At 65.1% G+C, this 24,367-nt stretch carries 22 protein-coding genes and 1 pseudogene; 19 read left to right on the forward strand and 4 right to left on the reverse strand.

The window, feature by feature from the left end:
* Positions 1 to 51 precede the first annotated feature (51 nt).
* Positions 52 to 741, forward strand: coding sequence for a transcriptional repressor LexA (gene lexA, locus D9R08_RS11165; protein ID WP_121898129.1), 690 nt, complete (start codon positions 52 to 54; stop codon positions 739 to 741).
* Positions 742 to 787: 46 nt separating this feature from the next.
* Here the strand turns inward: lexA and D9R08_RS11170 are convergent, their stop codons facing one another.
* Entirely contained in the window at positions 788 to 2,968 is a 2,181-nt protein-coding gene (locus tag D9R08_RS11170) for a ComEC/Rec2 family competence protein (RefSeq protein WP_325048884.1), read from the reverse strand.
* A 112-nt stretch (positions 2,969 to 3,080) separates the two neighbouring features.
* Here D9R08_RS11170 and gltX point away from each other — a divergent pair, with 112 nt between their 5' ends.
* The 4 genes from gltX to D9R08_RS11190 all read left to right on the forward strand — a co-directional run bounded on the left by gltX (position 3,081) and on the right by D9R08_RS11190 (position 8,501).
* A complete protein-coding gene (gltX, locus tag D9R08_RS11175) occupies positions 3,081 to 4,505 on the forward strand; it encodes a glutamate--tRNA ligase (protein ID WP_121898308.1) in 1,425 nt (474 codons plus the stop codon).
* Between the two features lie 100 nt (positions 4,506 to 4,605).
* Entirely contained in the window at positions 4,606 to 5,898 is a 1,293-nt protein-coding gene (gltA, locus tag D9R08_RS11180; protein ID WP_121898130.1) for a citrate synthase, read from the forward strand.
* 173 nt (positions 5,899 to 6,071) lie between these two features.
* On the forward strand, positions 6,072 to 7,010 hold the full coding sequence (locus D9R08_RS11185) for a nucleoside hydrolase (protein WP_121898131.1): 939 nt from the start codon (positions 6,072 to 6,074) through the stop codon (positions 7,008 to 7,010).
* Between the two features lie 48 nt (positions 7,011 to 7,058).
* Positions 7,059 to 8,501: a protein adenylyltransferase SelO gene (locus D9R08_RS11190; protein ID WP_121898132.1), complete on the forward strand. Its 1,443-nt coding sequence runs from the start codon at positions 7,059 to 7,061 to the stop codon at positions 8,499 to 8,501.
* Here D9R08_RS11190 and D9R08_RS11195 read toward each other — a convergent pair.
* Positions 8,498 to 9,142, reverse strand: a complete 645-nt coding sequence (locus D9R08_RS11195; RefSeq protein ID WP_121898133.1) for a hypothetical protein — start codon at positions 9,140 to 9,142, stop codon at positions 8,498 to 8,500. The two genes, D9R08_RS11190 and D9R08_RS11195, sit on opposite strands and share 4 nt — an antisense overlap.
* 64 nt (positions 9,143 to 9,206) lie before the next feature.
* On the opposite strand from D9R08_RS11195, the gene D9R08_RS11200 reads away from it, so the two are divergent.
* The gene (locus D9R08_RS11200; RefSeq protein ID WP_121898134.1) at positions 9,207 to 9,929 is read left to right on the forward strand and encodes an endonuclease/exonuclease/phosphatase family protein; all 723 of its coding nucleotides are present in this window, start codon (positions 9,207 to 9,209) and stop codon (positions 9,927 to 9,929) included.
* On the opposite strand, the gene D9R08_RS11205 is transcribed toward D9R08_RS11200, so the two are convergent.
* Positions 9,856 to 10,797 (reverse strand): DMT family transporter, encoded by a 942-nt coding sequence (locus D9R08_RS11205; RefSeq protein ID WP_121898135.1) that lies wholly within the window; start codon positions 10,795 to 10,797, stop codon positions 9,856 to 9,858. The genes D9R08_RS11200 and D9R08_RS11205 overlap by 74 nt on opposite strands.
* Before the next feature lie 108 nt (positions 10,798 to 10,905).
* On the opposite strand from D9R08_RS11205, the gene D9R08_RS11210 reads away from it, so the two are divergent.
* The 12 genes and pseudogenes from D9R08_RS11210 to D9R08_RS11260 all read left to right on the forward strand — a co-directional run bounded on the left by D9R08_RS11210 (position 10,906) and on the right by D9R08_RS11260 (position 21,924).
* Positions 10,906 to 12,147 carry a cation:proton antiporter gene (locus D9R08_RS11210; protein WP_121898136.1) on the forward strand — a complete coding sequence of 414 codons (1,242 nt, stop codon included), beginning with the start codon at positions 10,906 to 10,908 and terminating at the stop codon, positions 12,145 to 12,147.
* 124 nt (positions 12,148 to 12,271) lie between these two features.
* A complete protein-coding gene (locus D9R08_RS11215) occupies positions 12,272 to 12,685 on the forward strand; it encodes a Fur family transcriptional regulator (protein WP_121898137.1) in 414 nt (137 codons plus the stop codon).
* Positions 12,686 to 12,853: 168 nt separating this feature from the next.
* Positions 12,854 to 13,720: a DMT family transporter gene (locus D9R08_RS11220; protein ID WP_121898138.1), complete on the forward strand. Its 867-nt coding sequence runs from the start codon at positions 12,854 to 12,856 to the stop codon at positions 13,718 to 13,720.
* A 93-nt stretch (positions 13,721 to 13,813) separates the two neighbouring features.
* Positions 13,814 to 15,091, forward strand: coding sequence for a phosphopyruvate hydratase (gene eno / locus D9R08_RS11225; protein WP_121898139.1), 1,278 nt, complete (start codon positions 13,814 to 13,816; stop codon positions 15,089 to 15,091).
* A 135-nt stretch (positions 15,092 to 15,226) separates the two neighbouring features.
* Positions 15,227 to 16,621: an ATP-binding protein gene (locus tag D9R08_RS11230; RefSeq protein ID WP_121898140.1), complete on the forward strand. Its 1,395-nt coding sequence runs from the start codon at positions 15,227 to 15,229 to the stop codon at positions 16,619 to 16,621.
* A gap of 39 nt (positions 16,622 to 16,660) precedes the next feature.
* On the forward strand, positions 16,661 to 17,053 hold the full coding sequence (locus D9R08_RS11235; RefSeq protein ID WP_121898141.1) for a hypothetical protein: 393 nt from the start codon (positions 16,661 to 16,663) through the stop codon (positions 17,051 to 17,053).
* Positions 17,050 to 17,991, forward strand: coding sequence for a sterol desaturase family protein (locus D9R08_RS11240; RefSeq protein WP_121898142.1), 942 nt, complete (start codon positions 17,050 to 17,052; stop codon positions 17,989 to 17,991). The genes D9R08_RS11235 and D9R08_RS11240 overlap by 4 nt, the downstream gene beginning before the upstream one ends.
* 196 nt (positions 17,992 to 18,187) lie before the next feature.
* Positions 18,188 to 18,934, forward strand: coding sequence for an OB-fold-containig protein (locus D9R08_RS11245; RefSeq protein ID WP_121898143.1), 747 nt, complete (start codon positions 18,188 to 18,190; stop codon positions 18,932 to 18,934).
* A 55-nt stretch (positions 18,935 to 18,989) separates the two neighbouring features.
* On the forward strand, positions 18,990 to 20,687 hold the full coding sequence (locus D9R08_RS11250) for a flotillin family protein (protein WP_121898144.1): 1,698 nt from the start codon (positions 18,990 to 18,992) through the stop codon (positions 20,685 to 20,687).
* 49 nt (positions 20,688 to 20,736) lie between these two features.
* Positions 20,737 to 20,898 (forward strand): annotated as a pseudogene (locus D9R08_RS19530) (hypothetical protein); the annotation flags it as partial.
* Between the two features lie 106 nt (positions 20,899 to 21,004).
* Entirely contained in the window at positions 21,005 to 21,508 is a 504-nt protein-coding gene (locus tag D9R08_RS11255) for a class I SAM-dependent methyltransferase (protein ID WP_267898152.1), read from the forward strand.
* Entirely contained in the window at positions 21,505 to 21,924 is a 420-nt protein-coding gene (locus D9R08_RS11260; protein ID WP_121898145.1) for a cupin domain-containing protein, read from the forward strand. Before D9R08_RS11255 ends, D9R08_RS11260 begins: the two co-directional genes overlap by 4 nt.
* Before the next feature lie 25 nt (positions 21,925 to 21,949).
* Here D9R08_RS11260 and D9R08_RS11265 read toward each other — a convergent pair whose 3' ends face one another.
* Positions 21,950 to 23,020: an anhydro-N-acetylmuramic acid kinase gene (locus D9R08_RS11265; protein ID WP_233557433.1), complete on the reverse strand. Its 1,071-nt coding sequence runs from the start codon at positions 23,018 to 23,020 to the stop codon at positions 21,950 to 21,952.
* A gap of 93 nt (positions 23,021 to 23,113) precedes the next feature.
* Between D9R08_RS11265 and tyrS the strand changes: the two genes are divergently transcribed.
* Positions 23,114 to 24,364 (forward strand): tyrosine--tRNA ligase, encoded by a 1,251-nt coding sequence (gene tyrS / locus D9R08_RS11270; protein WP_121898146.1) that lies wholly within the window; start codon positions 23,114 to 23,116, stop codon positions 24,362 to 24,364.
* Positions 24,365 to 24,367: the final 3 nt, after the last annotated feature.

The following is a 24,367-nucleotide window of genomic DNA, read 5'->3' on the forward strand; positions in this document are numbered from 1 at the left end:
GGTAGAACATACCCTGAACGAGGCCATATCGGACAGGCGGAGAGATCTCTTATGCTGACGAAGAAACAGCTCGACCTACTGGAATTTATCCACAAGCGGATGCAGCGCGATGGCGTCCCCCCCTCTTTCGATGAGATGAAGGAGGCGCTGGATCTGCGCTCGAAATCCGGCATTCACCGGTTGATCACAGCGTTGGAGGAACGCGGCTTCATCCGCCGGCTGGCCCACCGGGCCCGCGCGATCGAGATCGTGAAGCTGCCCGACGCGCTTGAGGCGAAGACCGGGTTCACCCCGCGCGTGATCGAAGGGGATCGGCAGAACCTGCCCGCGGGTGCGATGCCGGTTGCCACGGATGGCGCGATGAAACTGCCGGTGATGGGCCGGATCGCCGCCGGCACCCCGATCGAGGCGATCAGCCAGGTCGCGGCCCATGTGGCCGTGCCCCAGCAGATGATCGGCACGGGCAAGCATCACTACGCGCTGGAGGTCAAAGGCGACTCGATGATCGAAGCCGGGATCAATGACGGCGATATCGTCGTGATCGAGGAAGGTCAGACCGCCGATAATGGCGATATCGTCGTGGCCCTTGTGGAAGATCAGGAGGCGACGCTGAAACGGTTCCGGCAGAAGGGCAACATGATCGCGCTGGAAGCCGCGAACCCGGCCTACGAGACGCGGATGCTGCGCGACGATCAGGTCAAGGTGCAGGGCAAGCTGGTGGGGCTGATCCGCACCTATTAACGCAAGCCCGGCGATCCCCCCCGTGAGTCTTCGGGTGGGGCCAAGCCTATTGGCCCGCCCCCGTCCAGAGGCGCGCGCCCTGACGAGCGCGGGCGCTGGTGATCCGCAGGCCCCCGTCGCTTGTCTCCATCGCGATGGCCCCGGTTTCGCGCAATGTTTCGCCTGAAATCAGAAGGCAGGATATCTCCGCCGGGGCGGCGCGCGCCATCGAGACGACAGGTGCGCCCGCGTCCAGGCGCCCGCCCTGCCAGATCAGCCGGTCCGCATCCGTGAGCAGGTCGCCCGAAGCGCGCCCGAGCGGGACGAGATCGGGCCAGAAATCCTCCAAAGGTTCGGATATCAGAACGATGTCGTGGCTGGCGCAGGCCTCCGCAACCTCGCGCGCCGCCCGCCGCCCGCCGCCATGCCAAAGGCTTTGCCCACCGGGCAGCGCAAGGCTGTGTCCCGCCCCCGCGACCTGCCAGCCGCGGCGCGAGGCTGCGGCCTCCTGATCGGCGGGATCGCCGTCGTTTTCCAGCCAGATACCGGCCACGAACCCGTCTCCGCGCGGCTTGGTCAATGCCCGACCCTCGGGCGCGAGCACACCGGCGAGCCGACCGGAGGAGGAGAGGAGGAGATCGGGCCGATCCGCCCCCGACCAGATCGCCAGCGCAACCGCGACAGGCGCAAGGCCCAGCATGCGCGCCCGCCCCCGCCAGAGAATGACCAGCAGCATCCCGAGCGTGATGCCCCCCAGAACCCCAGGGGGCGGCGCCGTGACGGCGCGCGTCGCCCCCGGCAGATCCGCCACGTGATGCGCCACCGCCAGAATCCAGACCAGCCCCTGCTCCATCACCCAGAAGGCCAGCCCCTCCAGCCCGAGAGGCCACAGAAGCGCCGCGAAGACCGCCGCCGGGATCACGATGCTGCCCATCACCGGCACGGTCAGCAGATTGGCGACGAGGCCGTAAACCGCGATCTGGTTGAAATGGGCCGCCGAAAAGGGCGCCGTCGCGGCCCCGGCCACCGCCGAGGAGATGACCAGCGCCACAGCACCCTTGGCCCAGACCGGCAGACCGCTCAGCCATGCCCGGTCCCGGAGCGCGTTGAAGACGGCAACAAGAGCGGCGGTGGCGGCGAAGGACATCTGAAACCCGGGGCCCATCAGAGTTTCGGGCCGATGGGCCAGCACGATCAGCGCCGCGATCGCCACCGATCTGAGCGTGATCGCGCGCCTGTCGAGAAGAACGGCGACGAACATCACCGCCACCTGAATGAAGGCCCGTTCGGTGGCCACGTTACCGCCCGACAGCGCCAGATAGAATGCCCCTGCCGACAAGGCGGCCAGCGCGGCCCATTTGCGGATCGGGTAGACCAGCGCCAGCGCCGGGATCAGGGCCAGCCCGAAGCGCAGGGCGGCGTAGATAAACCCCGTCAGAAGCCCCATATGCAAGCCCGAGATCGCCAGGAGATGGGCAATGTTGGAGCGGCGCATATCCTCCAGCGGCCCGGTGGACAGACCCGAACGGTCCCCTGTCAGCACCGCCGCCGCAAATGCGCCAGCATCGTCCGGGATCCGCGCCTGGATGGCCGCGGACAGATCCAGCCGCAAATGGGTGAGCGGGCGCGCATGCCCCTGCCGCGGTTCCAGCAGCAGGGCGGGATTGCGCGTGTATCCCACCGCGCCGATCTGCAGAAACCAGGCGTGACGCTGGAAGTCGAAGCCGCCGGGTTCCGCCGGGCCCTCGGGCGGGCTCAGATGCCCGGTCATCATCACCCGCGCGCCGGGTTCCGGCACCAGCCACCGCTGATCCCCATGCAGCGACACCCGCACCCGTGTGGGCACGCGCGCCGGGTCGGTCCGGTCCAGCACGACCTGATCCAGTGTCAGGCGCAGCGCGTCCGAGGCGGAGCGGTCGATGGCCACGATCCGCCCCTCGATCGGTCCGTAATACCGGAAGTCCAGAACCGGGCCCGCGACCAGATGCGCGCGCAGCCCCGCAAGGCCCAGCCCGAGCGCGACCAGACAGAGTGCGGCGAAGATCGGCCCCGCCCGATCGCGCCAGAGCCATGCCAGATGGAGCGACACCGCCGCCACGGCCAAGGCGGCGCCGTAGAAAGGCCAGCCCGGTTCCGCCCGGAGACCGAAGTACCAGGCCACGCCCAGACCGGCGAAAACCGGCGACCACGGCATCAGGGCCCCGCGCTGGTCCTGCTGAAGCCGGTTGATCAGATGCCAGAGGCGCACCCTTGTCACCCCGCGCGCGGTTGCCTAAACACTCAGCCAACACCTATCCGCCCCATGGTTTCCAAGACGTTAACGCGCGTGCCGTCCGATGCCCCGCGCCGAAAGGACGAAGATGACCGAGCCCAATGCCGCGCGCCCCGTGGTGACCCGCATCGCCCCCTCGCCGACGGGCTACATGCATATCGGAACCGCGCGGACGGCGCTGTTCAACTGGCTGTTCGCCCGCAGGCATGGCGGGCAGTTCCTGTTGCGGATCGAGGACACGGACCGTGCCCGCTCCACCCCCGAGGCGACCGCGGCGATCCTGCGCGGGTTCGAGTGGCTGGGGCTGGATTATGACGGCGAGGCGGTGAGCCAGTTCGCGCGGCGCGACCGCCATGCAGAGGTGGCCCGCGCGATGCTGGCCGGCGGCACGGCCTACAAGTGTTTCTCGACGCAGGAGGAGATCGCCGCGTTCCGCGAAACCGCCAAGGCCGAAGGCCGCTCGACCCTGTTCCTGTCGCCCTGGCGCGATGCGGCCGAGGCCAGCCATCCCGATGCGCCTTATGCGATCCGCCTGAAAGCGCCACGCGACGGCCAGACGGTGATCGCCGACAGGGTTCAGGGTGACGTGACGATCCGCAACGCCACGCTGGACGACATGATCCTGCTCCGCTCGGATGGGACGCCCACCTATATGCTGGCCGTGGTGGTCGATGACCACGACATGGGCGTGACCCATGTGATCCGCGGCGACGATCATCTAAACAATGCCGCCCGGCAGATCCATGTCTACCAGGCCATGGGCTGGGAGGTGCCGGTCTGGGCGCATATTCCGCTGATCCACGGGCCCGACGGCAAGAAGCTGTCGAAACGCCACGGCGCGACGGGGGTGGAGGAATATGCCGCGATGGGCTACCCGGCCGCGGCGATGCGCAACTATCTTGCCCGCCTCGGATGGTCCCATGGCGATGACGAATTGTTCGACGATGCGCAGGCCCGCGCGTGGTTCGATCTCGACGGTATCGGCAAATCGCCCGCGCGCCTCGATTTCAAGAAACTGGACAGCGTATCGTCCTGGCATATTGCCCGGATGGACGACACCGAGCTGCTGGCGGAGATCGCACGGTTTCGCGCCCTGACCGGTCAGGCGCCGCTTTCGCAGGCGCAGCATGACGGGCTTCTGGCTGCGATGTATTGCCTCAAGGATCGGGCCAGAACCCTGCCCGATCTGCTTGAAAAAGCCCAGTTTATCATGACGGATCGACCGATTGAGCGGGACGAGAGGAGCCAGGCGGCGCTGACCGATGTATCCCGTGGTATACTGTCGGAATTGACTACGCAGTTGCAGAATGGTAGCTGGTCCCGTGACACGCTTGAGGCGACCCTGACAACGGCGGCCGAAGCTCATGGGCTCAAATTCGGTCAGCTTGCGCAACCTCTTCGCGCAGCTCTCGCCGGTCGGACTGCGACGCCCAGTGTCTACGATATGATGCTCGTCATTGGCCGCGATGAAACCATCGCCCGCTTGACGGAGGCCGCCGCCCCCGCCCGCTGACGGTGCTCGGGCCCCGGCTCAGAAATGCGGGCCGGAACAAGGCCCTGAAAACGACCCGTCTGACACCTTGTCAGATGTGGCCAATCGAAGAGGGACTGACATGGCTGATGGCAAATTCGCGACGCTGAGCTTTGACGGCAAGACACTGGAGTTGCCCATACATTCGCCCACTGCGGGGCCGGATGTGATTGACATCACAAAGCTCTACGCGCAAGGCAACGTATTCACGCATGACCCGGGTTTCACATCCACCTCGGCCTGCGAAAGCAAGATCACCTATATCGATGGCGACAAGGGCGAGTTGCTGCATCGGGGATATCCGATCGACCAGCTTGCCGGGAAATCCCATTATCTGGAGGTCTGCTACCTGCTGCTCTACGGCGAACTGCCCACCGCCGCGGAGCTTGAGGATTTCGAAAGCCGTGTGACGAACCACACGATGATCCACGAGCAGATGGCCAATTTCTTCCGCGGTTTCCGGCGCGATGCGCATCCGATGGCGGTCATGACCGGTGTGGTGGGCGCGATGTCGGCCTTCTACCACGACTCGACCGACATTTCCGATCCGTGGCAGCGCGAGGTCGCCTCGATCCGGCTGATCGCGAAGATGCCGACGATTGCGGCCATGGCCTATAAATACACGATCGGGCAGCCCTTCGTGTATCCGCGGAATGATTGCGATTACGCCACCAATTTCCTGCGCATGTGTTTCGCAGTTCCGGCGGAGGAATATCAGCCCGACCCGATCCTGAGCCGGGCGATGGACCGGATCTTCACCCTGCATGCCGATCACGAACAGAACGCCTCCACATCGACGGTTCGCCTTGCGGGCTCTTCGGGTGCCAACCCGTTTGCCTGTATCGCCGCCGGCATCGCCTGTCTCTGGGGCCCGGCCCATGGCGGCGCGAACCAGGCCTGCCTGGAAATGCTGCGCGAGATCGGCACGGTGGACCGCATTCCCGAATACATCGCCCGCGCTAAGGACCGTGACGATCCGTTCCGCCTGATGGGGTTCGGCCACCGGGTCTACAAGAATTTCGATCCGCGCGCCAAGGTGATGAAGCAAAGCGCCGACGAGGTGCTGGACCTGCTTGGCGTGGAGAACAACCCCACGCTGCAAGTCGCCAAGGAGCTTGAGAAAATCGCGATCGAGGATTCCTATTTCCACGACAAGAAGCTCTATCCGAACGTGGATTTCTACTCCGGGATCATTCTGGACGCGATGGGCTTCCCGACCTCGATGTTCACCCCGATCTTCGCGCTCAGCCGCACGGTTGGCTGGATCGCCCAGTGGAAGGAAATGATCGCCGATCCGTCTGGCAAGATCGGCCGTCCGCGCCAATTGTATACCGGTGAGACCTATCGCGATTACGTGGATATCGAAAACCGCTGATCGCCCGCGCGACCGACGCGACCGGCCGCCCTTGCCAAAGGGGCGGCCTTTTCCCTGCGCAGCTGACGAAAGAGGCCCTGTCATCCGGTAGTGAGGAGCGCCACGGAAAGCATTGAATCTTTTCCGGCATCGCGCGAGTTTGGCGCTTGAGCCAGCCGCAGGAGCGCCCCGAAATGACCCGCAAAATCATTATCGACACGGATCCGGGCCAGGACGATGCCGTCGCGATCCTGCTGGCGCTGGCCAGTCCGGAGGAGGTGGAGGTGCTGGGCATCACCGCGGTGGCCGGCAACGTGCCCCTGCCGCTGACCCAACGCAATGCCCGGATCGTCTGCGAACTGGCGGGACGCAAGGATATCCCCGTCTTCGCGGGCTGCGACGCCCCGCTTCACCGCAAGCTGGTGACGGCAGAGCATGTGCATGGCAAAACCGGCCTTGACGGCCCGCAACTGCCCGACCCGACGATGCCGCTGCAGGACCGCCATGGCGTCGATTTCATCATCGAGACGCTGCGCAGCCATGCCCCGGGCACGGTCACGCTCTGCCCGCTTGGCCCGCTGACCAATATCGCCACGGCCTTTCGGCGCGCGCCCGATATCGTCGACCGGGTGCAGCAGATCGTGCTGATGGGCGGCGCCTACTTCGAAGTGGGCAACATCACTCCGGCGGCCGAATTCAACATCTATGTCGATCCCCAGGCCGCTGATATCGTGTTCAAATCGGGCGCCGAGATCACAGTGATGCCGCTTGATCTGACCCATAAGGCGCTGACCACCGCCGACCGCGTGGAGGCGTTCCGCGCCATGGGCACCCATGTCGGAAAGATGGTGGCGGAATGGACCGATTTCTTCGAGCGTTTCGACAAGGAGAAATACGGCTCCGAAGGCGCGCCGCTCCATGACCCATGCGTGATCGCCTATCTGATCCGGCCCAATCTGTTTGCGGGGCGCTTTGTCAATGTGGAGATCGAGACCGGCTCGGAACTCACGCTTGGCATGACCGTTGCCGACTGGTGGGGCGTCACCGACAGGGCGCCCAATGCGACCTTCATGGGCAGCGTGGATGCGGCCGGATTTTTCGACCTGCTGACGGACCGGATCGCCCGTCTGTGATCTGGTAATCCCGAGAGCAACCCCTAGTTCTGGGGTAAGGAGCGCGTCATGACCATCCAGATCCCTTTCGATAACTCCTATGCCCGGCTTCCGGACCGGTTCTTCACCTCCCAGGCACCCACACCGGTGGCGCAACCTGCGCTGATTACCGTGAACCGCCTGCTCGCCGCCGAACTGGGCATAACCCTGCCCGAGGCGGATGACGAGATCGCGGCGATCTTCGCCGGCAACGCCCTGCCGGACGGGGCGGCGCCGCTGGCGCAGGTCTATGCCGGGCATCAGTTTGGCGGCTGGTCGCCGCAGCTTGGCGATGGCCGGGCGATTTTGCTGGGCGAAGTGGTCGACACGAGGGGCAACCGCCGGGACATTCAGCTCAAGGGGTCAGGCCCCACGCCCTATTCGCGCATGGGCGACGGCCGGGCGTGGCTGGGCCCGGTCCTGCGGGAATACATCGTGTCCGAGGCGATGCATGCGCTTGGCATCCCCACCACCCGCGCGCTGGCCGCGGTCACCACCGGGGAAACCGTCTTGCGGGAGGCCGCCCTGCCGGGCGCCGTCGTCACCCGTGTGGCCGCCAGTCATATCCGGGTGGGGACGTTTCAGTATTTTGCCGCGCGGCAGGATGTGGACGCGTTGCAGGCACTGGCGACCCACGCCATCGCGCGCCACTATCCCGGTGCGGACGGCCCGCTTGGCCTGCTGAAGGCCGTGATCGCGGCACAGGCCGATCTGATCGCGAAATGGATGGGCGTGGGGTTCATCCACGGGGTGATGAACACCGACAACATGTCGATCGCGGGCGAGACCATCGATTACGGCCCCTGCGCCTTCATGGATGCCTATCATTCGGAAAAGGTGTTCAGTTCAATCGATCAGTTCGGGCGCTATGCCTTTGCCAACCAGCCGAATGTGGCGGTGTGGAACCTCGCGCAACTGGCCACCGCGCTGTTGCCGCTGATGGAGAAAAGGGAGGCCGCGATCGAAGTCTTCACCGAGGAGATCAACCGCTTTCCAGACCTGTTCAACACCGCCTGGCACGAGATCCTGACTGCCAAGCTGGGGCTGGCCGAGACCGAGGCCGACGATGCGGCGCTCGCCTTCGACCTTCTGACCGCGATGGAAGCCGGCAAGGCCGATTTCACCCGGACGTTCCGCGCCCTCTCCGGCGAGGATCCGGGACTTGCCGCGCAGGAATTCGACGATCCGGCCCCTTTCACGGCCTGGCTGGCCCGCTGGCGGGAGCGGTTGACCCGCGAGCGGCGCGACCCGGGCGAAAGGCCCGCGGCGATGCAGGCCGTCAATCCTGCCTATATTCCCCGCAATCATCGCGTGGAGGAAATGATACAGGCCGCCGTTTCAGGGGATTACGCGCTTTTCTTCACCCTGCACGAGATATTGCGGACCCCGTTCGAGGATCAGCCCGAGCACCGGGCCTATCAGGCCGCACCCGGCGCCGGGGAGGAGGTCACACGCACCTTCTGCGGCACCTAGCGGTTGCGGGACCGGCCGAAGAGGCGCCGGTTCAGGCCTATGAACTCGTCAATCAGCGCACCGCTGCCGCCCAGACTGCGGCCCTTGAGATAGAGAAACCCGGCAAAACCACCCAGGGCCGCGCCGATGCAATCCACGATCAGGTCCCCCATCGTGTCCATCAGCCCGGATTTCTGCATGTTCAGCCCGAAGATCTGGTCCATCCCGAACTCGAAGATCTCCCAGACCACGCCGATGGTGACGCCGACGCAGAAGGCGATCGTGCCGAGCGCCCAGGCCGGGGCGGCATAGCGGTCGCCTTCGAAGAGGATGAAAACCAGCAGAAAGCCCAGAAGCCCGAACCCGACCGCCGAAAGCCCGTGCAGCGCGATGTCCCACCACCAGTAACGCTCATAAAAATCGAAGACTTCTCCCAGAAACAGTGTGGAAAACACAAAGACCACGATCAGCGCAATGAACTGGCGCGGCAATTGCAGGCCGAAGCGTGGCGCCAGGATCAGCGGCAGGATGGAGACGGCCCATGTGGCGACCGAAACGAAAGCGACGGCCCAGCGGCCCATGGCAAGGGACGCCAGACAGGCCACGGCCAGAATACCCCATATCAGATAGGTGACCGGTGTTTGCCCGCGCAGGATGCTCATGTCTGATATCTAGGGACCATAACCGCACTTTCCCAGAGCCGGAGACACTGGCACTTTGCCGATCATGACCGCCCTGCCCCGCAAAACCGACCATCATCTGCGCGTCGCCAGCTACAACATCCGCAAATCCGTGGGTCTGGACCAGCGGCGCGACCCGCATCGCGTGGCACGCGTCCTGGCTGCCCTGTCGGCGGATGTGGTGGCCCTGCAGGAGGCCGATCGGCGGCTTCCGCCGCGCCGGGCGGCCCTGCCCGCCGATCTGACCCGCGCGGAGGCGGGATTGCAGCGCGCGCCGGTGGCGCTCAACGCGGTCTCTCTGGGCTGGCACGGCAATGCGCTGTTGCTGGCCGATGGCTGGGACAGCACGCATATCCACCGGCTGAGCCTGCCCGGTCTGGAGCCGCGTGGCGCGGTCATCGCGGATCTGGCAGGACCCTTCGGGCCGCTTCGGGTGGTGGCCACCCATCTGGGTCTGAGGCGGCGCGACCGGCAGCGGCAGATGACGCTGATCATGGCCGAGCTTGCGGGCCTGCCCGCGCGCCCGACGGTGTTGCTTGGCGATCTGAACGAATGGGCGCCCGCCGCGGGGTTTGCCCCGCTCGACCCCTATTTCACCGTGCACCGGCCGGGCCGCAGTTTCCCCGCATTCCGGCCCGTGGCCGCGCTTGACCGGGTCGCCACGGGCCCGGATCTGCGGCTGGAACGGGCCGGGGTCATGCGGGCGGGCGCGGCGGGCCGGGCCTCGGATCATTTGCCGGTATGGGCGGATATCTCACGGGTCGGTTGATCAGCACCAGCCCCGCACAGACCAGTCCGAGCGCCACCAGTATCTCGGGACCCACATGTTCCCCCAGAAGCGCCCAGCCCAGAAGCACGCCGAAAATCGGCGACAGAAAGCTGAACGAGGCGACCGAGGCCGCAGGATAGAGGCTGAGCAGCCAGAGCCAGAACAGGAAGCCCGCGCTGACCACCACCACGATCTGAAACCCCAGTCCCGCCCAGTGGATCAGCGACGGCTCCCGCAGGAGCGGCCCGAAAAACGGCGCGGCCAGCAAGAGGATCGGGGTGGAGATGACCAGTTGCCACAAAAGCTGCATCTCCGGTCGGACCGCCTTCAGCGCGCTGGCCCGGGCGCAAAGCGCAATCGCCGCCCAACAGATCGAGGCCGCCAGCGCGAAAAGATCGCCAAGAAGCGACGCCTCCCCTTCGGGGCCGCCCCGGTTGAGGATCGCCCAGGCCATGCCGGCAACGGCCAGGCCAAGACCCACGGCCTTGGATACGCTCATCCGCTCCCCCGGCAGGAGCAGATGCGCGCCAAGCGTCAGCCAGACGGGCATGGTGTAGAAGATTACCGAACTGCGGGTGACGGTCGTCAGATCGAGCGCCAGAAACAGGAAGACGAACTCGAAGGTGAAAAGCAGCCCGATCAGCAGCCCTGCGCGCGCGGTGCCCGGCGCCACATGCGTGGAAAGCCCCCGGAACCGCATCCAGGCAAGAATGCAGACTGCCCCGCCAAGCGAGCGCAGCCCGGCCAGAAAGATCGGCTGGATCCCCTCGTTGGTCACCTTGATGGTGACCTGATTGATCGCCAGAAGCAGCGCGAAACCGGTCAGCGAGATCACGCCGAACGTATCCATGGTGTCTTTGCGCTGCATGGCGACCCTGCCCTTCCCCTGAAATCCGACCAGAGGCGCGCAATCGCCCGGTGTCAACCGCCCGGGCCCGTGATAGGAGAGGCCAAACACCGCGATAGGACTATCCAGATGTCGCTTTTGCAGATCACCTCTCTCCTCATCGTGCTGGCGGGCGCGTTCGGTGCCGTGAACTATCTGTTTCTGCGCCTGCCATCGGCCATCGGCATTCTGATCGTGGCGTTGGCGGCCTCGCTTGCCGCACTTGCGGTCGATGCAGCCTTCCCCGCGCTTGGCATCGCCGATCAGGCCCGCGGGCTGGTCAACAGCATCGATTTCTCAGAAGCGCTGCTGGACGGGATGTTGGGCCTGCTGCTCTTTGCGGGCGCGCTGCATGTGAAGATCGAGGATCTCCGCGCCGAATGGCGGGTCGTGGCCCTGATGGCGACGATTGGCGTGGGTCTGTCGACTGTGATCATCGGCGTCGGGTTTTCCTGGATAACCGGCATGCCGTTGCTGATCGCGCTGGTCTTCGGCGCCATCGTGACGCCCACGGATCCGGTGGCCGTTCTGGGCGTGCTGCGTGCGGCCAATCTGCGGAAATCTCTGGAAACCAAGATCGCGGGTGAAAGCCTTTTCAATGACGGGGTCGCCTATGTGATGTTCCTGATCCTGATCGGGCTGGCCTTCACCGGCGACCAGTCCCATGGCGAAGGCGGGTTGGGCGACGCCGCGATCCTGTTCGTGCAGGAGGCCGTTGGCGGCGCGGTGCTGGGCGCGGTCCTCGGTTTTCTGACCTTTCGGGTGATGCGGCGGATCGACGATCCGTCGCTTGAGGTGCTGTTGACGCTTGGCCTGGCCTTCGGCGGCTATGAACTGGCCATCGCGCTGCATGTTTCGGCCCCGATCATGGCGGTGGTGGCAGGGCTACTGATCGGCCATACCGGGCCCAAGGGCGGCATGTCCGAGCAGACCCGTTCCTATGTGGATGCGTTCTGGAAGCTGATCGACGAGATCCTGAACGCGGTCCTGTTTCTGCTGATCGGAGTGGAAGTCTTCGCCGTGGCCTTTACCGGCGATGTACTCCTGACCGGAGCGGCGGCGATCGCCCTTGCGCTTCTGGCCCGGCTGGTGGCGGTTTCGGTGCCGATCCTGATGCTGCGGCCGTTCCGTGAGTTTTCCGATGGCGTGATCCCGATCATGACATGGGGCGGCCTGAAGGGCGGCATCTCCGTCGCGCTGGCCCTGTCCCTGCCAGAAGGGGAGTGGAAGCCGGTCATTCTGGGCGCCACCTATCTGGTGGTAATCTTCTCGATCATCGTTCAGGGCCTGACCGTCGGCACCCTCGCCCGGCGGCTGACCGACGCCTCCTGAGCCCCCGCCACGGGGCCGCTCGCCAGCCTGCTGAAAATCATGCGCCGAGGGCCGATGGCGGGGTTTTCCAAACCGCCGCTTTGCCCTAGAAGAATGGCCCAACACGATACGCGGGGGCCGGGCCATGACCGACACGATAGAGGAGCGCTGCGAGGCAAAGGGCCTGCGCATGACCGACCAGCGCCGGGTCATCGCGCAGGTGCTGGAAACCTCCGCCGATCATCCCGATGTGGAAGAGCTTTACGCCCGCGCCTCGGGCCGCGACCCGCGGATTTCCATCGCCACGGTCTACCGTACGGTGAAGCTGTTCGAGGAGTCCGGGATCATCGAGCGGCTGGAGTTCGGCGACGGGCGGGCCCGCTACGAGGATGCCGAGCGCGACCATCACGACCACCTGATCGACATGAATTCCGGTGAGGTGATCGAGTTTGTCGACCCCGAGATCGAGGCGTTGCAGGAAAAGATCGCCGAAAAACTGGGATATCGCCTGAAGGGGCACAAGCTGGAGCTTTACGGCGTCCCGATCAAGAAGCGCTGACCTGGCCGGGCGGGCCGGGTTGCGGCGCTGTCTTCTTGCCATGGCCGTAGCGGTGCGGCGCGACATGCCCGTCCATCTCCGGGGGGCAGCGAAACAGGCCCGCCGGGCTTTCCCTTTCCGGCGCTTGAGCCTATGGGCAAGCGCTGAGACCTCCGGAAAGGCCGATCCATGGACAATATTCGCGGCATAGCGTGGATGACGCTGGCGATGCTCGGCTTCGCGCTGGCAGACATGTTCATAAAATTCGCGTCCGAAACCCTGCCCGTGGGCCAGATCCTTGCGATGTTCGGGCTTGGCGGGGCGCTGGTTTTTGGGGCGGCGGCCAAACGCGAAGGAGCGATTCTGTTGTCGCCGGTCTTGTGGATGCGTCCCGTGATGATCCGCAACATCTCCGAAATGGGCGGCACGATCTGCGTCGTTTCGGCCATAGCACTGGTGCCGTTTTCCACCTTTTCGGCCATTTTGCAGGCCAACCCGCTGCTGGTCACCCTTGGTGCAGCGCTGTTTCTGGCGGAGCCCGTGGGCTGGCGGCGCTGGACCGCGATCATCGTGGGTCTGGCGGGCGTACTGATCATCATCCGCCCGGGCTTTGAGGGTTTTGATGCCAATGTCTGGTTCGCGGTCTTCGGCGTGATCTTCATGTCCGCCCGCGATCTGGCCACCCGGCCCGTGCCGCACTCGATTTCGGCAGCGCAGCTTTCGGCCTACAGCATGGCCGCGATCGTGCCCGGCGGGCTGGCCGTTCTGGCGCTGACCGGCGGCGGAGCGATCTGGCCCGAGCCGCTGATCTGGGGCGCGATGGCAGGGGCGCTGACGATGGGTCTGGTTGCCTATTTCTCGATCACCAAGGCGATGCGCGTCGGGGAAATCAGCGCGGTCACGCCCTTCCGCTATACGCGGCTGGTCTTTGCGTTGATCATCGCCCTGGTGATCTTCGACGAACGCCCGGATCTCTGGACGCTGATCGGCGCCGCGATCGTCATCGCGACCGGCCTTTACACATTCGCCCGCGAGGCGCGGCTGCGGCGGCCATGATCCGGGCGCGCGCGCCGCGACCGCCAACATATGCCTTCGATCCCGGCGCCGGCCCTGTTATAGACCGCCCGACACCTGAACATGAGGGACCCAATGAGCACCATTATCGATATCCACGCCCGCGAAATCCTCGACAGCCGCGGCAACCCGACCGTCGAGGTCGATGTCTTGCTGGAAGATGGCACGATGGGCCGGGCCGCCGTACCCTCGGGGGCGTCGACAGGGGTGCATGAGGCCGTTGAGAAGCGCGACGGCGACCCGGCGCGCTATCTGGGCAAGGGCGTCCGCGAGGCGGTGGCCGCCGTGAACGGCGAACTGGCCGAAGGGCTGGTGGGCTTCGATGCCACGGAACAGGCGGCAATCGACGCCACGATGATCGAGATGGACGGGACCGAGAACAAGGGCCGTCTGGGCGCGAACGCCATTCTGGGCGTGTCTCTGGCCGTGGCCAAGGCGGCGGCGGAGTTCACGACGCAGCCGCTTTATCGCTATGTCGGCGGCACCCGGGCCCATGTGCTGCCGGTGCCGATGATGAACATCATCAATGGCGGCGAGCATGCGGACAACCCGATCGATATCCAGGAATTCATGATCATGCCTGTCGCGGCCCATACGATGCAGGACGCGGTCCGCATGGGCTCGGAGATCTTCCACACGCTGAAAAAGGAGCTGTCGGCCGCGGGCCTGTCCACCGGGATCGGCGACGAGGGCGGCTTTGCACCGGATATCTCCTCCACCCGCGATGCGCTGGATTTCATCCTGAAATCCATCGAGAAAGCCTCCTACACGCCGGGCGAACAGGTAATGCTGGCGCTGGACTGCGCCGCAACGGAATACTTCAAGGACGGCAGATATGTCTTTGCCGGTGAAGGAAAATCCCTGAGCGCCGAAGAGAATGTGGCTTATCTGGAGGCGCTTTGCGCCGATTACCCGATCCTGTCGATCGAAGACGGCTGCGCCGAAGACGACTGGGACGGCTGGAAGATGCTGACCGACGCGCTTGGCGCCAAGGTGCAGCTTGTCGGCGACGATCTCTTTGTGACCAATCCGGCACGTCTCCGGATGGGGATAGATCGCGGTGCCGCGAACTCTCTTCTGGTCAAGGTGAACCAGATCGGCACGTTGACCGAAACGCTGGCCGCCGTGGACATGGCCCATCGCAACCGGATGACCTGCGTTATGTCGCACCGCTCGGGCGAGACCGAGGATGCGACGATCGCCGATCTGGCGGTTGCCACCAATTGCGGACAGATCAAGACTGGCAGCCTTGCACGGTCGGACCGGCTGGCGAAATACAACCAGCTGATCCGGATCGAGGAGCAACTGGCCGATACGGCGGTCTATGCCGGGCGGAGCATTCTGCGCGGCTGACGCCGTTCGGCCGGGGGCGTGTCCGGCCGCGTGCGGCGTTGCGATACATGGTCAACTATCGTTAACCAGTTTTTCGGGTTTCTGGCGCCAACTTCGTCGGTGACGCATGAAGTCTATCGAGTATGATGTTGATGTATGAGAGTTGAGCCTGCCCATGATGGCCGGACCGAAGACGCCCCGCCCCCGCGCCGGGACTTCTGGCCCGAGGCATCGGAACTGATTCAGGCGGACGCGCGCGCCTCGCTGGATATCGTCGTGAGGTGGTCGGTCATCACCGTGGGCGCGCTGGCGCTTTGGTATGCCATGGCCGCGCCCCTGCCGCTGATCTGGGCGATGAGCTATATCGTGATCGACGCCTCCTATGTGTCGATCATGCGCCGCTGGCGCCCGCCGGTTCGCCTGCCTGGCTACGTGATGATCATGGCGATGAACATCGTCACCTCATCGGCCTTTGCAGTGATGCCCTATTATCTGATCACCACCGATCAGCTTGGGCTGGCCTTCGTCGGCCTCTGCGGATTTCTGGGCATGTGCGTGCATAATCTGGTGCGCCACCGCGGGCTGACCCATGTGGCGGTCTGGGATGTCATCCTCATGGGTATCGGGGCGGCGCTGGTTGCCTGGGTTTTTGTCCGCGACGCCGCCAGCACCGGCGAGGCCGTGCTGATCCTGACCGGGGTTGTGGGGCTGTCGGTCTATTTCGGCGTTGCCTATCTGGGCAGCCTGCACATCCGCGGCCGTCTCAACAACGCGGAGATGATCCGGGCCGAGGCCCAGAAGATGGAGGCCGTGGGGCGGCTTACCGGTGGCGTGGCCCATGATTTCAACAACATCCTGACGGTCATTCTGGGCAATCTGGATCTCTACGAGGAACTGGATCAGCCGGGCGAACGCGACAGCGTCGTCCGGGAGGCGCAGGTCGCCGCCAATCGCGCCGCCACGCTGACCGCGCAGTTGCTGAGCTTTTCGGGCCGCGCCACGCTTCGCCCGGAACCCATCGAGATTGCCGAGTTTCTCGACGGTATGGGGACGATGTACCGGCGCATCCTGCCGGCGACGATCACGCTCATCATGGATGCCGGGCCGCCGGGTCTGACCTGCCGGGCCGACCCGAACCAGCTGTCCACGGCACTGCTCAATCTGGTCATCAACGCACGCGACGCGATGCCGGAGGGCGGGCATATCTCGGTCACCGCGCGGCCCCGGAAACTGCCCAACCCGCACGCCCCGCACCGCTCCGACGGCAAGCGCCTGTCGGGGCGGTTCTGTGCCATCGCGGTCCGCGACAACGGCCCCGGCATCCCCGAGGCGCGCCTGGAAGAGGTCAAGGCCCCGTTCTTCACGACCAAACCCCTTGGCAAGGGCTCCGGCCTTGGCCTGTCCATGGTCGTGGGATTTGCCGAACAGACCGAGGGCGCGCTTTCGCTGCGCAACCGGCCCGAGGGCGGGCTGGAAGCGACGCTCGTCCTGCCGCAGGCCGAGCGTGACGCCACGGTGCCTTTGACAGACGCGCCCGACATGGCAGAGTGATCCGCGGAGGAGCAACCGGGAGGAAGGGCCGAGCAGACCATGCCGCTGCCGCTATTGCTTGCACTGGTGATCGGCGGAATTGCCGCCATCGCGATCCTGCTGCATCTGTTAGGCTTTTCGCGCCGTCTGCATTTCGCCGATGACGCCGCGATCCGCCGCGAATGGAGCCGGCATTTTCCCGACGACACCATATCGGCCACCCATGTCAGCGACGACGGCCTGTCGGCTCTTGTGGAAACCGACCATGGCCCCGGCCTCGTCTGGGCGATGGGCGCAGACAGCACCGCCCACCGGCTTGCGAACGCCACTATCACCGAAACCGCAAACGGTCTGAGGTTCCATCTGCATGATTTCGGGGCGCCGGGGCTCACAGTTTCGCTCAGACCCGATACGCGCGCCCTCTGGCGGCAAAAACTGGACAGGATCCGATGACCGACCTTCTCACCTATCCCGACGTGGTCCAATGGGCGGTGCCGCTCTTCATCGCCGCCATCCTGGCCGAACTGCTCTGGATCACGCTCAGACATCGCGGCGGGCGCTATGAAACCCGTGACGCGATCACCTCGCTGATCATGGGGGCCGGCAATATCGGGTCGAGCCTCTTGCTGGGCTTCATCGCCTGGGGCTTTTTCATGCTGCTCTGGGCCATCACGCCCCTTGATCTGGGCACATCGGTCTGGGTCGTGATCCTGTGCTTCGTTCTGGACGATCTACGCTACTACTGGGTGCACCGTTTCGGCCACCGGATAAGGTGGGTCTGGGCCAGCCACGTGAACCACCATTCCAGTCAGCATTACAACCTGACCACCGCACTGCGCCAGACATGGACCGGAACCTTCACTTTCATGATGGTGGTCCGTGCACCGCTGATCCTTTTGGGCTTTCACCCGGCGATGGTGCTGTTCGTGGGCGGGTTGAACCTGATCTATCAGTTCTGGATCCATACGGAGGCGATCGGCAAGATGCCCCGCTGGTTCGAGGCGGTTATGAACACGCCCTCCCACCACCGGGTCCATCATGGCCGCAATGCCCGCTATCTCGATGCCAATTACGCCGGCGTCTTCATCGTCTGGGACAAGATGTTCGGCACGTTCGTGCCCGAACTGAAGGAGGAAAAGCCGGATTACGGGCTGGTCCACAATATCGGCACCTTCAACCCGCTGCGCGTCGCCTTTCATGAATGGGTGGGGATCTTCCGGGACATCACGCAGCCCGGCCTGACGCTCCGCCAGCGGCTGCTTTATGCGCTTGCCCCGCCGGGCTGGAGTCATGACGGCTCGCGCCAGACCTCCGAAGAGATCAAGGACGCCTATCTGGCGCGCCACCCCGATGATCGCGGGACGCCGGGTTTCGGAGCCCGCAGGCCATGACCCGGGTGTCGGGTCTTTCCCCGTTGCGGCACTGCCCGTGACGCGCCAAGGTGATAATCTCGACACGATCATGCGACACGGTCTGCCTTGTAATCTCGTCGCATCACAATCCGAACGCCCACCGCCAGACTTGTAACAAACCCGTGACCTCCTATGTTTTCAGTATACCTTTGCACACAATGAACGGTTTCAACGGATGCTCGACACTCTTCTGTCCGGCGCATACGCGCCTTTCACGCTGTCTCTCGCCCTGCTTTTCGGCCTTTTGGCGCTGGAGCTTGTCTTTGCCGTCATGGGCGCGACACTTTTGGGCGCAGGCGGCGGCGAGCCGGAGGTCGAGATCGATCTGCCCGACCTGGCGGATGTTCCCGAGCTCGATCTCGACATGGATTTCGACGCGCTCGACATCGACCCCACCGAGTTCGAACTTCCGAGTGCCGAGGATTTTGCCCCCGATCTCGATACCGGCGCCGCCGCCGGGCCGGCGACGGGAGTTGCGGCCTGGCTTGGCCTTGGCCGTGTTCCGGCCCTGATCTGGCTGGGCGCGGTCCTGCTGGCCTTCGGCGTGTCGGGGATCGTGATCCAGAATGCCGCCACCGCCCTCTGGGCCCCCTTGCCCGCCGCCCTTGCGAGCCTGCCTGCGATTCTTGCCGCGATCTGGTTCGCCCGCAGCTTCGGCGCCGTCTTTGCCCGCGCCATTCCCAAGACCGAAACCCAGTCCGTCGCCGCTCGCAGCCTCGCGCGGCGCAGGGGCACCGTGACGCAAGGCACCGCCAGGACCGGGACCCCCGCCGAGGTCCGCGTCACCGACCGGTATGGCAACAGCCACTACCTTCGCGCCGAACCGTTCAGGCCCGGCGAGGAGATCCCCCAGGGGGCCGAAGTTCTCGTGCTCCGCCACCGCCCGACCGGCGGATTTCGACTGATCCCGTTCGGCGACTGACGGGCAAATTGCACGCGCAGATCTTGCGCCCAACCGATCCTGAAAGGAGACCCCCATGGATCTCGCCACCCTTGGTATCATCGTCGGGGCCATCCTGGCCTTCATTCTCTTCGTCGGCCTTGTTCTGGGCCGCCTTTACCGCCGGGCCACGCGCGAGGTGAGCCTTGTGAAAACCGGGGCCGGCGGCAAGAAGGTCATCATGGACGGGGGGACGATCGTCGTGCCGCTTCTGCATGAGGTCAGCCCGGTCAACATGAAGACCCTGCGCCTCGAAGTGCGCCGAACCGCCGAAGGCGCGCTGATCACCCAGGACCGGATGCGCGTCGATGTCGGCGTGGAGTTCTATGTCTCCGTCAACCCCACCGATGACGGCATCGCCCGCGCCGCCCAGACCCTTGGCGACCGGACCTTCTATGTCGACCAGCTACGCGAGATGATCGAGGGCAAGCTGATCGACGGCCTGCGTGCCGTGGCCGCCAAGATGACGATGGACGGGCTGCATGAAAACCGCTCGGATTTTGTCCAGCAAGTGCAGAACGCCGTGTCCGAGGACCTGCTGAAAAACGGTCTGTCGCTGGAGTCGGTCTCGCTGACGGCGCTGGACCAGACGCCGTTCGAGGCGCTCGACGAGAATAACGCATTCAACGCGGTGGGTATGCGCAAACTGGCCGAGGTCATCGCGAAGTCGAAAAAAGAGCGGGCCGAGATCGACGCCGAGGCCGAGGTCGCCGTGCGCCGCGCCGCGATGGAGGCCGAACGTCAGAAGCTGGCGATCCAGCAGGACGAGGAACAGGCCGCGATTGCGCAGGTCCAGCAGATCGAAACCATGAAGGCCGCGCAGGAAGCCGAAATCGCCGCCCGGCGCGAGGATTCCATGCGCGAAACGGAACGCTCCCGCATTGCGCGCGAGGAGGCCATTCGTTCCGCCGAGATCGCCCGCGAACGCAAGATCCGCGAGGCCGAGATCACCAAGGAGCGCGAACTTGAGGTGGCCGAGCAGGAACGCCAGATCATCATCAACCAGAAATCCGAAGAAGAAAGCCGCGCCCGTGGCTCCGCCGATCTCGCCCGTGCCGAGGCCACCAAGGCGCTGGAAGCCGTGACCACCGCGCGCGCGGTGGCGGAGGCCGAGCGCGCCAAGCAGATCGCCCTGATCGAAGCCACCCGCGAGGCAGAGCGGGAAGCGACGAAGATCCGCCTTGCCGCAGCGGCCGAAAAAGACGCCGCACAGGACCGCGCCGATGCCCGCCGCGAGGAGGCGCAGGCCGAAGCGGATGCAATTTCGATCCGGGCGGAGGCCAAGAAAAAGGACATGCTGGCCGAGGCCGAAGGCAAACGCGCCATCGTGGAGGCCGACAATGCGCTCAGCCCCGAGATCGTCGCGATGAAGGTCGACATGGCCCGCATCGAGGCCATCCCCGGGATCATGGAGCAGATGGTCAAACCGGTCGAAAAGATCGACTCGATCAAGATCCATCAGGTCGGCGGACTTGGCATGGGCGGCCCAGGCGGCGGCGCCGATACGCCCGGCGGCGACAAGCCGGTCGTCAATCAGGCGCTGGATTCGATCATGGGCATGGCGGTGCAGATGCCCGCCCTGAAACGCCTGGGCGAAGAACTCGGCATGAGCCTCGACAATGGTCTGGCCGGTGTGGCCGAAGGGCTCACCGCGCAGCCCGAGACCCCATCGCGCCCCCTCGCGGCGCCCACCGCATCCGGCGACACCGACACCCCGCCCCGCGCCGCGGAGTGACCACACAAGCCTCCCGGTGATATGCCGGGGGGCATTTTCGGATCGCACCATGCCTGAGCCCCAGACCGACATCTACGATCCCGACTATGTCGCCGATCTGTTCGACCGCTGTTCGGCCAACTATCGCCGGTGGAGCGCGGTCAGTTCCTTTGGCTTCGTCTGGCTTTGGCGGCGCCAATGTGTCGCCCGGCTCGTGCCCCCGGCGCCCGGGGCTCAGGCGGTCGATCTGATGGCGGGCACCGGCGAAGTCTGGCCGCACCTCTTGCGCCGGTTCCCCCGATCTGGCCGCGATCACGGCCATCGACATCTCGCACCGCATGCATCTGGATGCCGTGGCGCGCCTGCACGGGGCCTATGGCGACAGGATCCAGCATCTGCAGGCCAACGCGCTCGAAACGGACCTGCCAGGCGAAAGCGCGGATCTGGTGATCTCGACCTTTGGACTCAAGACCTTCAATTCCGATCAGCTGGCCCGCCTGGCGAAGCAGATCGCCCGCCTGCTGAGACCCGGCGGAAGCTTTTCCCTGATCGAGGCCTCCGATCCCGTCGGCTGGTGGGGCCGCCCGCTCTATCGCCTCTATCTCGATCGCGTCTTGCCGTGGGTCGAACGGCTGTTCCTCACCGGCGCGCAGGATTTTACGATGATCGGCCCCTATTCCAAGCGTGTCGGGACCGCAGCCGGAATGGCGCAGGCATTGCAGGCGCAGGGGCTTGACGTGGTGCTGCGCAATCATGTCTTTGGCTGTGCCACCAGCGTTGCCGGAACCAAACCGATGTCGCGTGAACCAACGGATCTCTCGCCATGCCCGCCCACCCCATGACCGCTGACCAGATCATCGCGCATCTCGATCTGGCCCCCCATCCCGAGGGGGGCCATTACCGCCAGACATGGGTTGCCGACACTCCGGGCCGCCCAAGCGGCACCTGCATCTATTTCCTGCTCAAGGCCGGTGAGACCAGCCATTGGCACAAGGTCGATGCGACCGAGATCTGGCTGTACCATTCCGGCGCACCGCTGATCCTGTCGCTCAGCAAGACGGAAACGGGCCCCGCCACCGATCACCTGCTGACCCCGGATCTGGTGCATGGCAGCCCGCAATGCATCGTGCCCGAAAACCACTGGCAGGCCGCCCGCACCACCGGGGCCTACACACTCGTCTCCTGCACGGTTTCGCCCGGTTTCCGGTTCAGCGGCTTCACCCTCGCGCCGGCCGGCTTCGACATCCCCCGCCGGTAATCCTCCCGGGCGGTACGGCCGCCGCTCAGGGCGCGGTGTCCGGCCGACTGATCCGCCCGCCGCCGACCGCAGCCGCGACGCCGGTGGTCCCCGGCGCGCTTGTGGTCATGCCGCGCATGACCCGGACGGCCAGATAGGCAAAAGCCTGAGCCTCCAGAAAATCACCGTCCAGCCCGACCGCCTCCACCGGCAGGACCGGCATATCGAGGTTTCGTTGCAGCCCCGCCATCAGCGCCGGGTTGTGGCGCCCGCCGCCGGTAACGAGAACCTGTGCCGGGGGTATGGGCAGATGCTCCATTCCACGCGCGACCGCGCCGGTGACACAGGCCGCCAGTGTCGCCATCGCATCGGCGTTCCGCAAGCCCGCGACCCTTTGGATCAGGTGGCCAAAATCGCCACGGTCCAGCGACTTCGGCGGAATTTTCAGGAAATACCCGTCGCTCAGAAACGCCGTCACGGCCTCCTGATCGGGCCGGCCCGACAGCGCCAGTGCGCCATCCAGATCGACCTCACCCAGCCCCCGCGCCCGCATCAGATCATCAAGCGGGGCATTGGCGGGCCCGGTATCGAAGGCCAGAAGCGCCCCCGGCGCATCGGGGGCATCGGCCAGCGGCTGGACCCAGGTCAGGTTGCCGACACCGCCGAGATTGAGGAATGCAACCGGCCTTTCGGCCCCGATCCAGCGGGCGCAGGCCCAGTGGAAGAACGGCGCAAGCGGCGCGCCCTGCCCGCCAAGCTGGATATCGGAACTGCGGAAATCCCAGATCACGGGGCAGCCCAGATCGCGCGCCAGCCGTTCGCCATCTCCCGCCTGATGCGTCCCGCGCCCGTCCGGCTCATGGGCAAGGGTCTGGCCGTGAAAACCCAGGGCCGATATCGGCGCGAGATCCCGGGCCAGCGCCAGATGCGCCGCCTCCACGATAGTGGCAGCACCGGCCACCCCCGCTTCACCCGGCCAGCGGCCGAGCGCCGCGCGCAACGCGGCCCGCTCGGTCTTGTCATAGGGCCGATAGGCGGTTTCGCCGAACCCGAGGATCGAGACGCCATCGGTTTCGATCACTGCCAGATCGACCCCGTCCAGCGAGGTGCCCGACATCGCGCCTGCCACCCGCAATGGCCGCGCTTCGCTCTTTCCCTTCACGACCTGCCCCGCTATAGACCCGTTGCCGAAAGAATGGACGCATCACCCATGACCTACCACCCCAAATCCGATTTCCTGCGGGAACTGAGCACACGCGGATTCATCGCCGATTGCACCGATCTGCAAGAGCTCGACGAGCGTCTGACCAAGGGCGTGGTGACGGGGTATATCGGCTTCGATCTGACTGCGACCAGCCTGCATATCGGCAATCTGGTCCAGATCATGCTGCTGCGCTGGCTGCAGAAGACCGGGCATCGCCCGATCACCCTGATGGGCGGCGGCACAACCAAGGTCGGCGACCCCTCGGGCAAGGACGAGATGCGCAAGATCCTGTCCGTGGAGCAGATCGAGGCGAATGCGAAGGGGATCCGCAAGGTCTTCTCCCGCTACATCTCCTATGGCGACGGGCCCACGGATTCCCCGCTGGTGAACAATGCCGAATGGCTCGACAAGTTGAAATACATCGATTTCCTGCGCGACATCGGCAAGCATTTCACGATCAACCGGCTTCTGGCGTTCGAGAGCGTGAAATCGAGACTGGACCGGGAACAGGCGCTCAGCTTCATCGAGTTCAACTATATGTTGCTGCAATCCTACGATTATCTGGAGCTTTACCGGCGATATGGCTGCATCCTGCAAATGGGCGGATCGGACCAGTGGGGCAATATCGTCTCGGGGGCAGATCTGATCCGCCGGGTCGAGGCGGCGGATGCCTTCGGGCTGACCACGCCGCTTGTGACCCGCGCGGATGGCAAGAAAATGGGCAAGTCCGCCGACGGCGCCGTCTGGCTGAATGAAGACATGATGTCGTCCTACGAGTTCTGGCAATGGTGGCGGAACGTGCCCGATGCGGATGTGGGAAAGTTCCTGAAGATGTTCACCGAACTGCCGGTGGCGGAATGTGACCGTCTTGGCGCTCTGGAAGGCTCCGAGATCAATGATGCCAAGATCATTTTGGCCAATGAAGTCACGGCGCTGTTGCACGGCGTTGATGCGGCCGGAACTGCCGAGGCGACCGCGCGGGAGGTTTTCGAGCATGGCGGCGCTGGCGAGGATCTGCCGAAGCTGAGCCTTGGCGCCGAAGAGGTGGGGGACGGAATCTCCGTCGTACAGCTGATCACCCGCGCGGGGCTTGCCAAATCGGGCAAGGAGGCCAAGCGCCTGATCGCCGAGAAGGGTGCCCGCATCAATGACGAGCTGCTCAGCGATGCAGGACTGATGATTTCCGCGGCCGATCTGGCGGAGCCAATCAAGCTGAGCGCGGGCCGGAAACGCCACGCGCTGGTGGTGATGGAGTAACCT

It is taken from the genome of Rhodophyticola porphyridii (assembly GCF_003688285.1).
Lineage (GTDB): Bacteria > Pseudomonadota > Alphaproteobacteria > Rhodobacterales > Rhodobacteraceae > Rhodophyticola > Rhodophyticola porphyridii.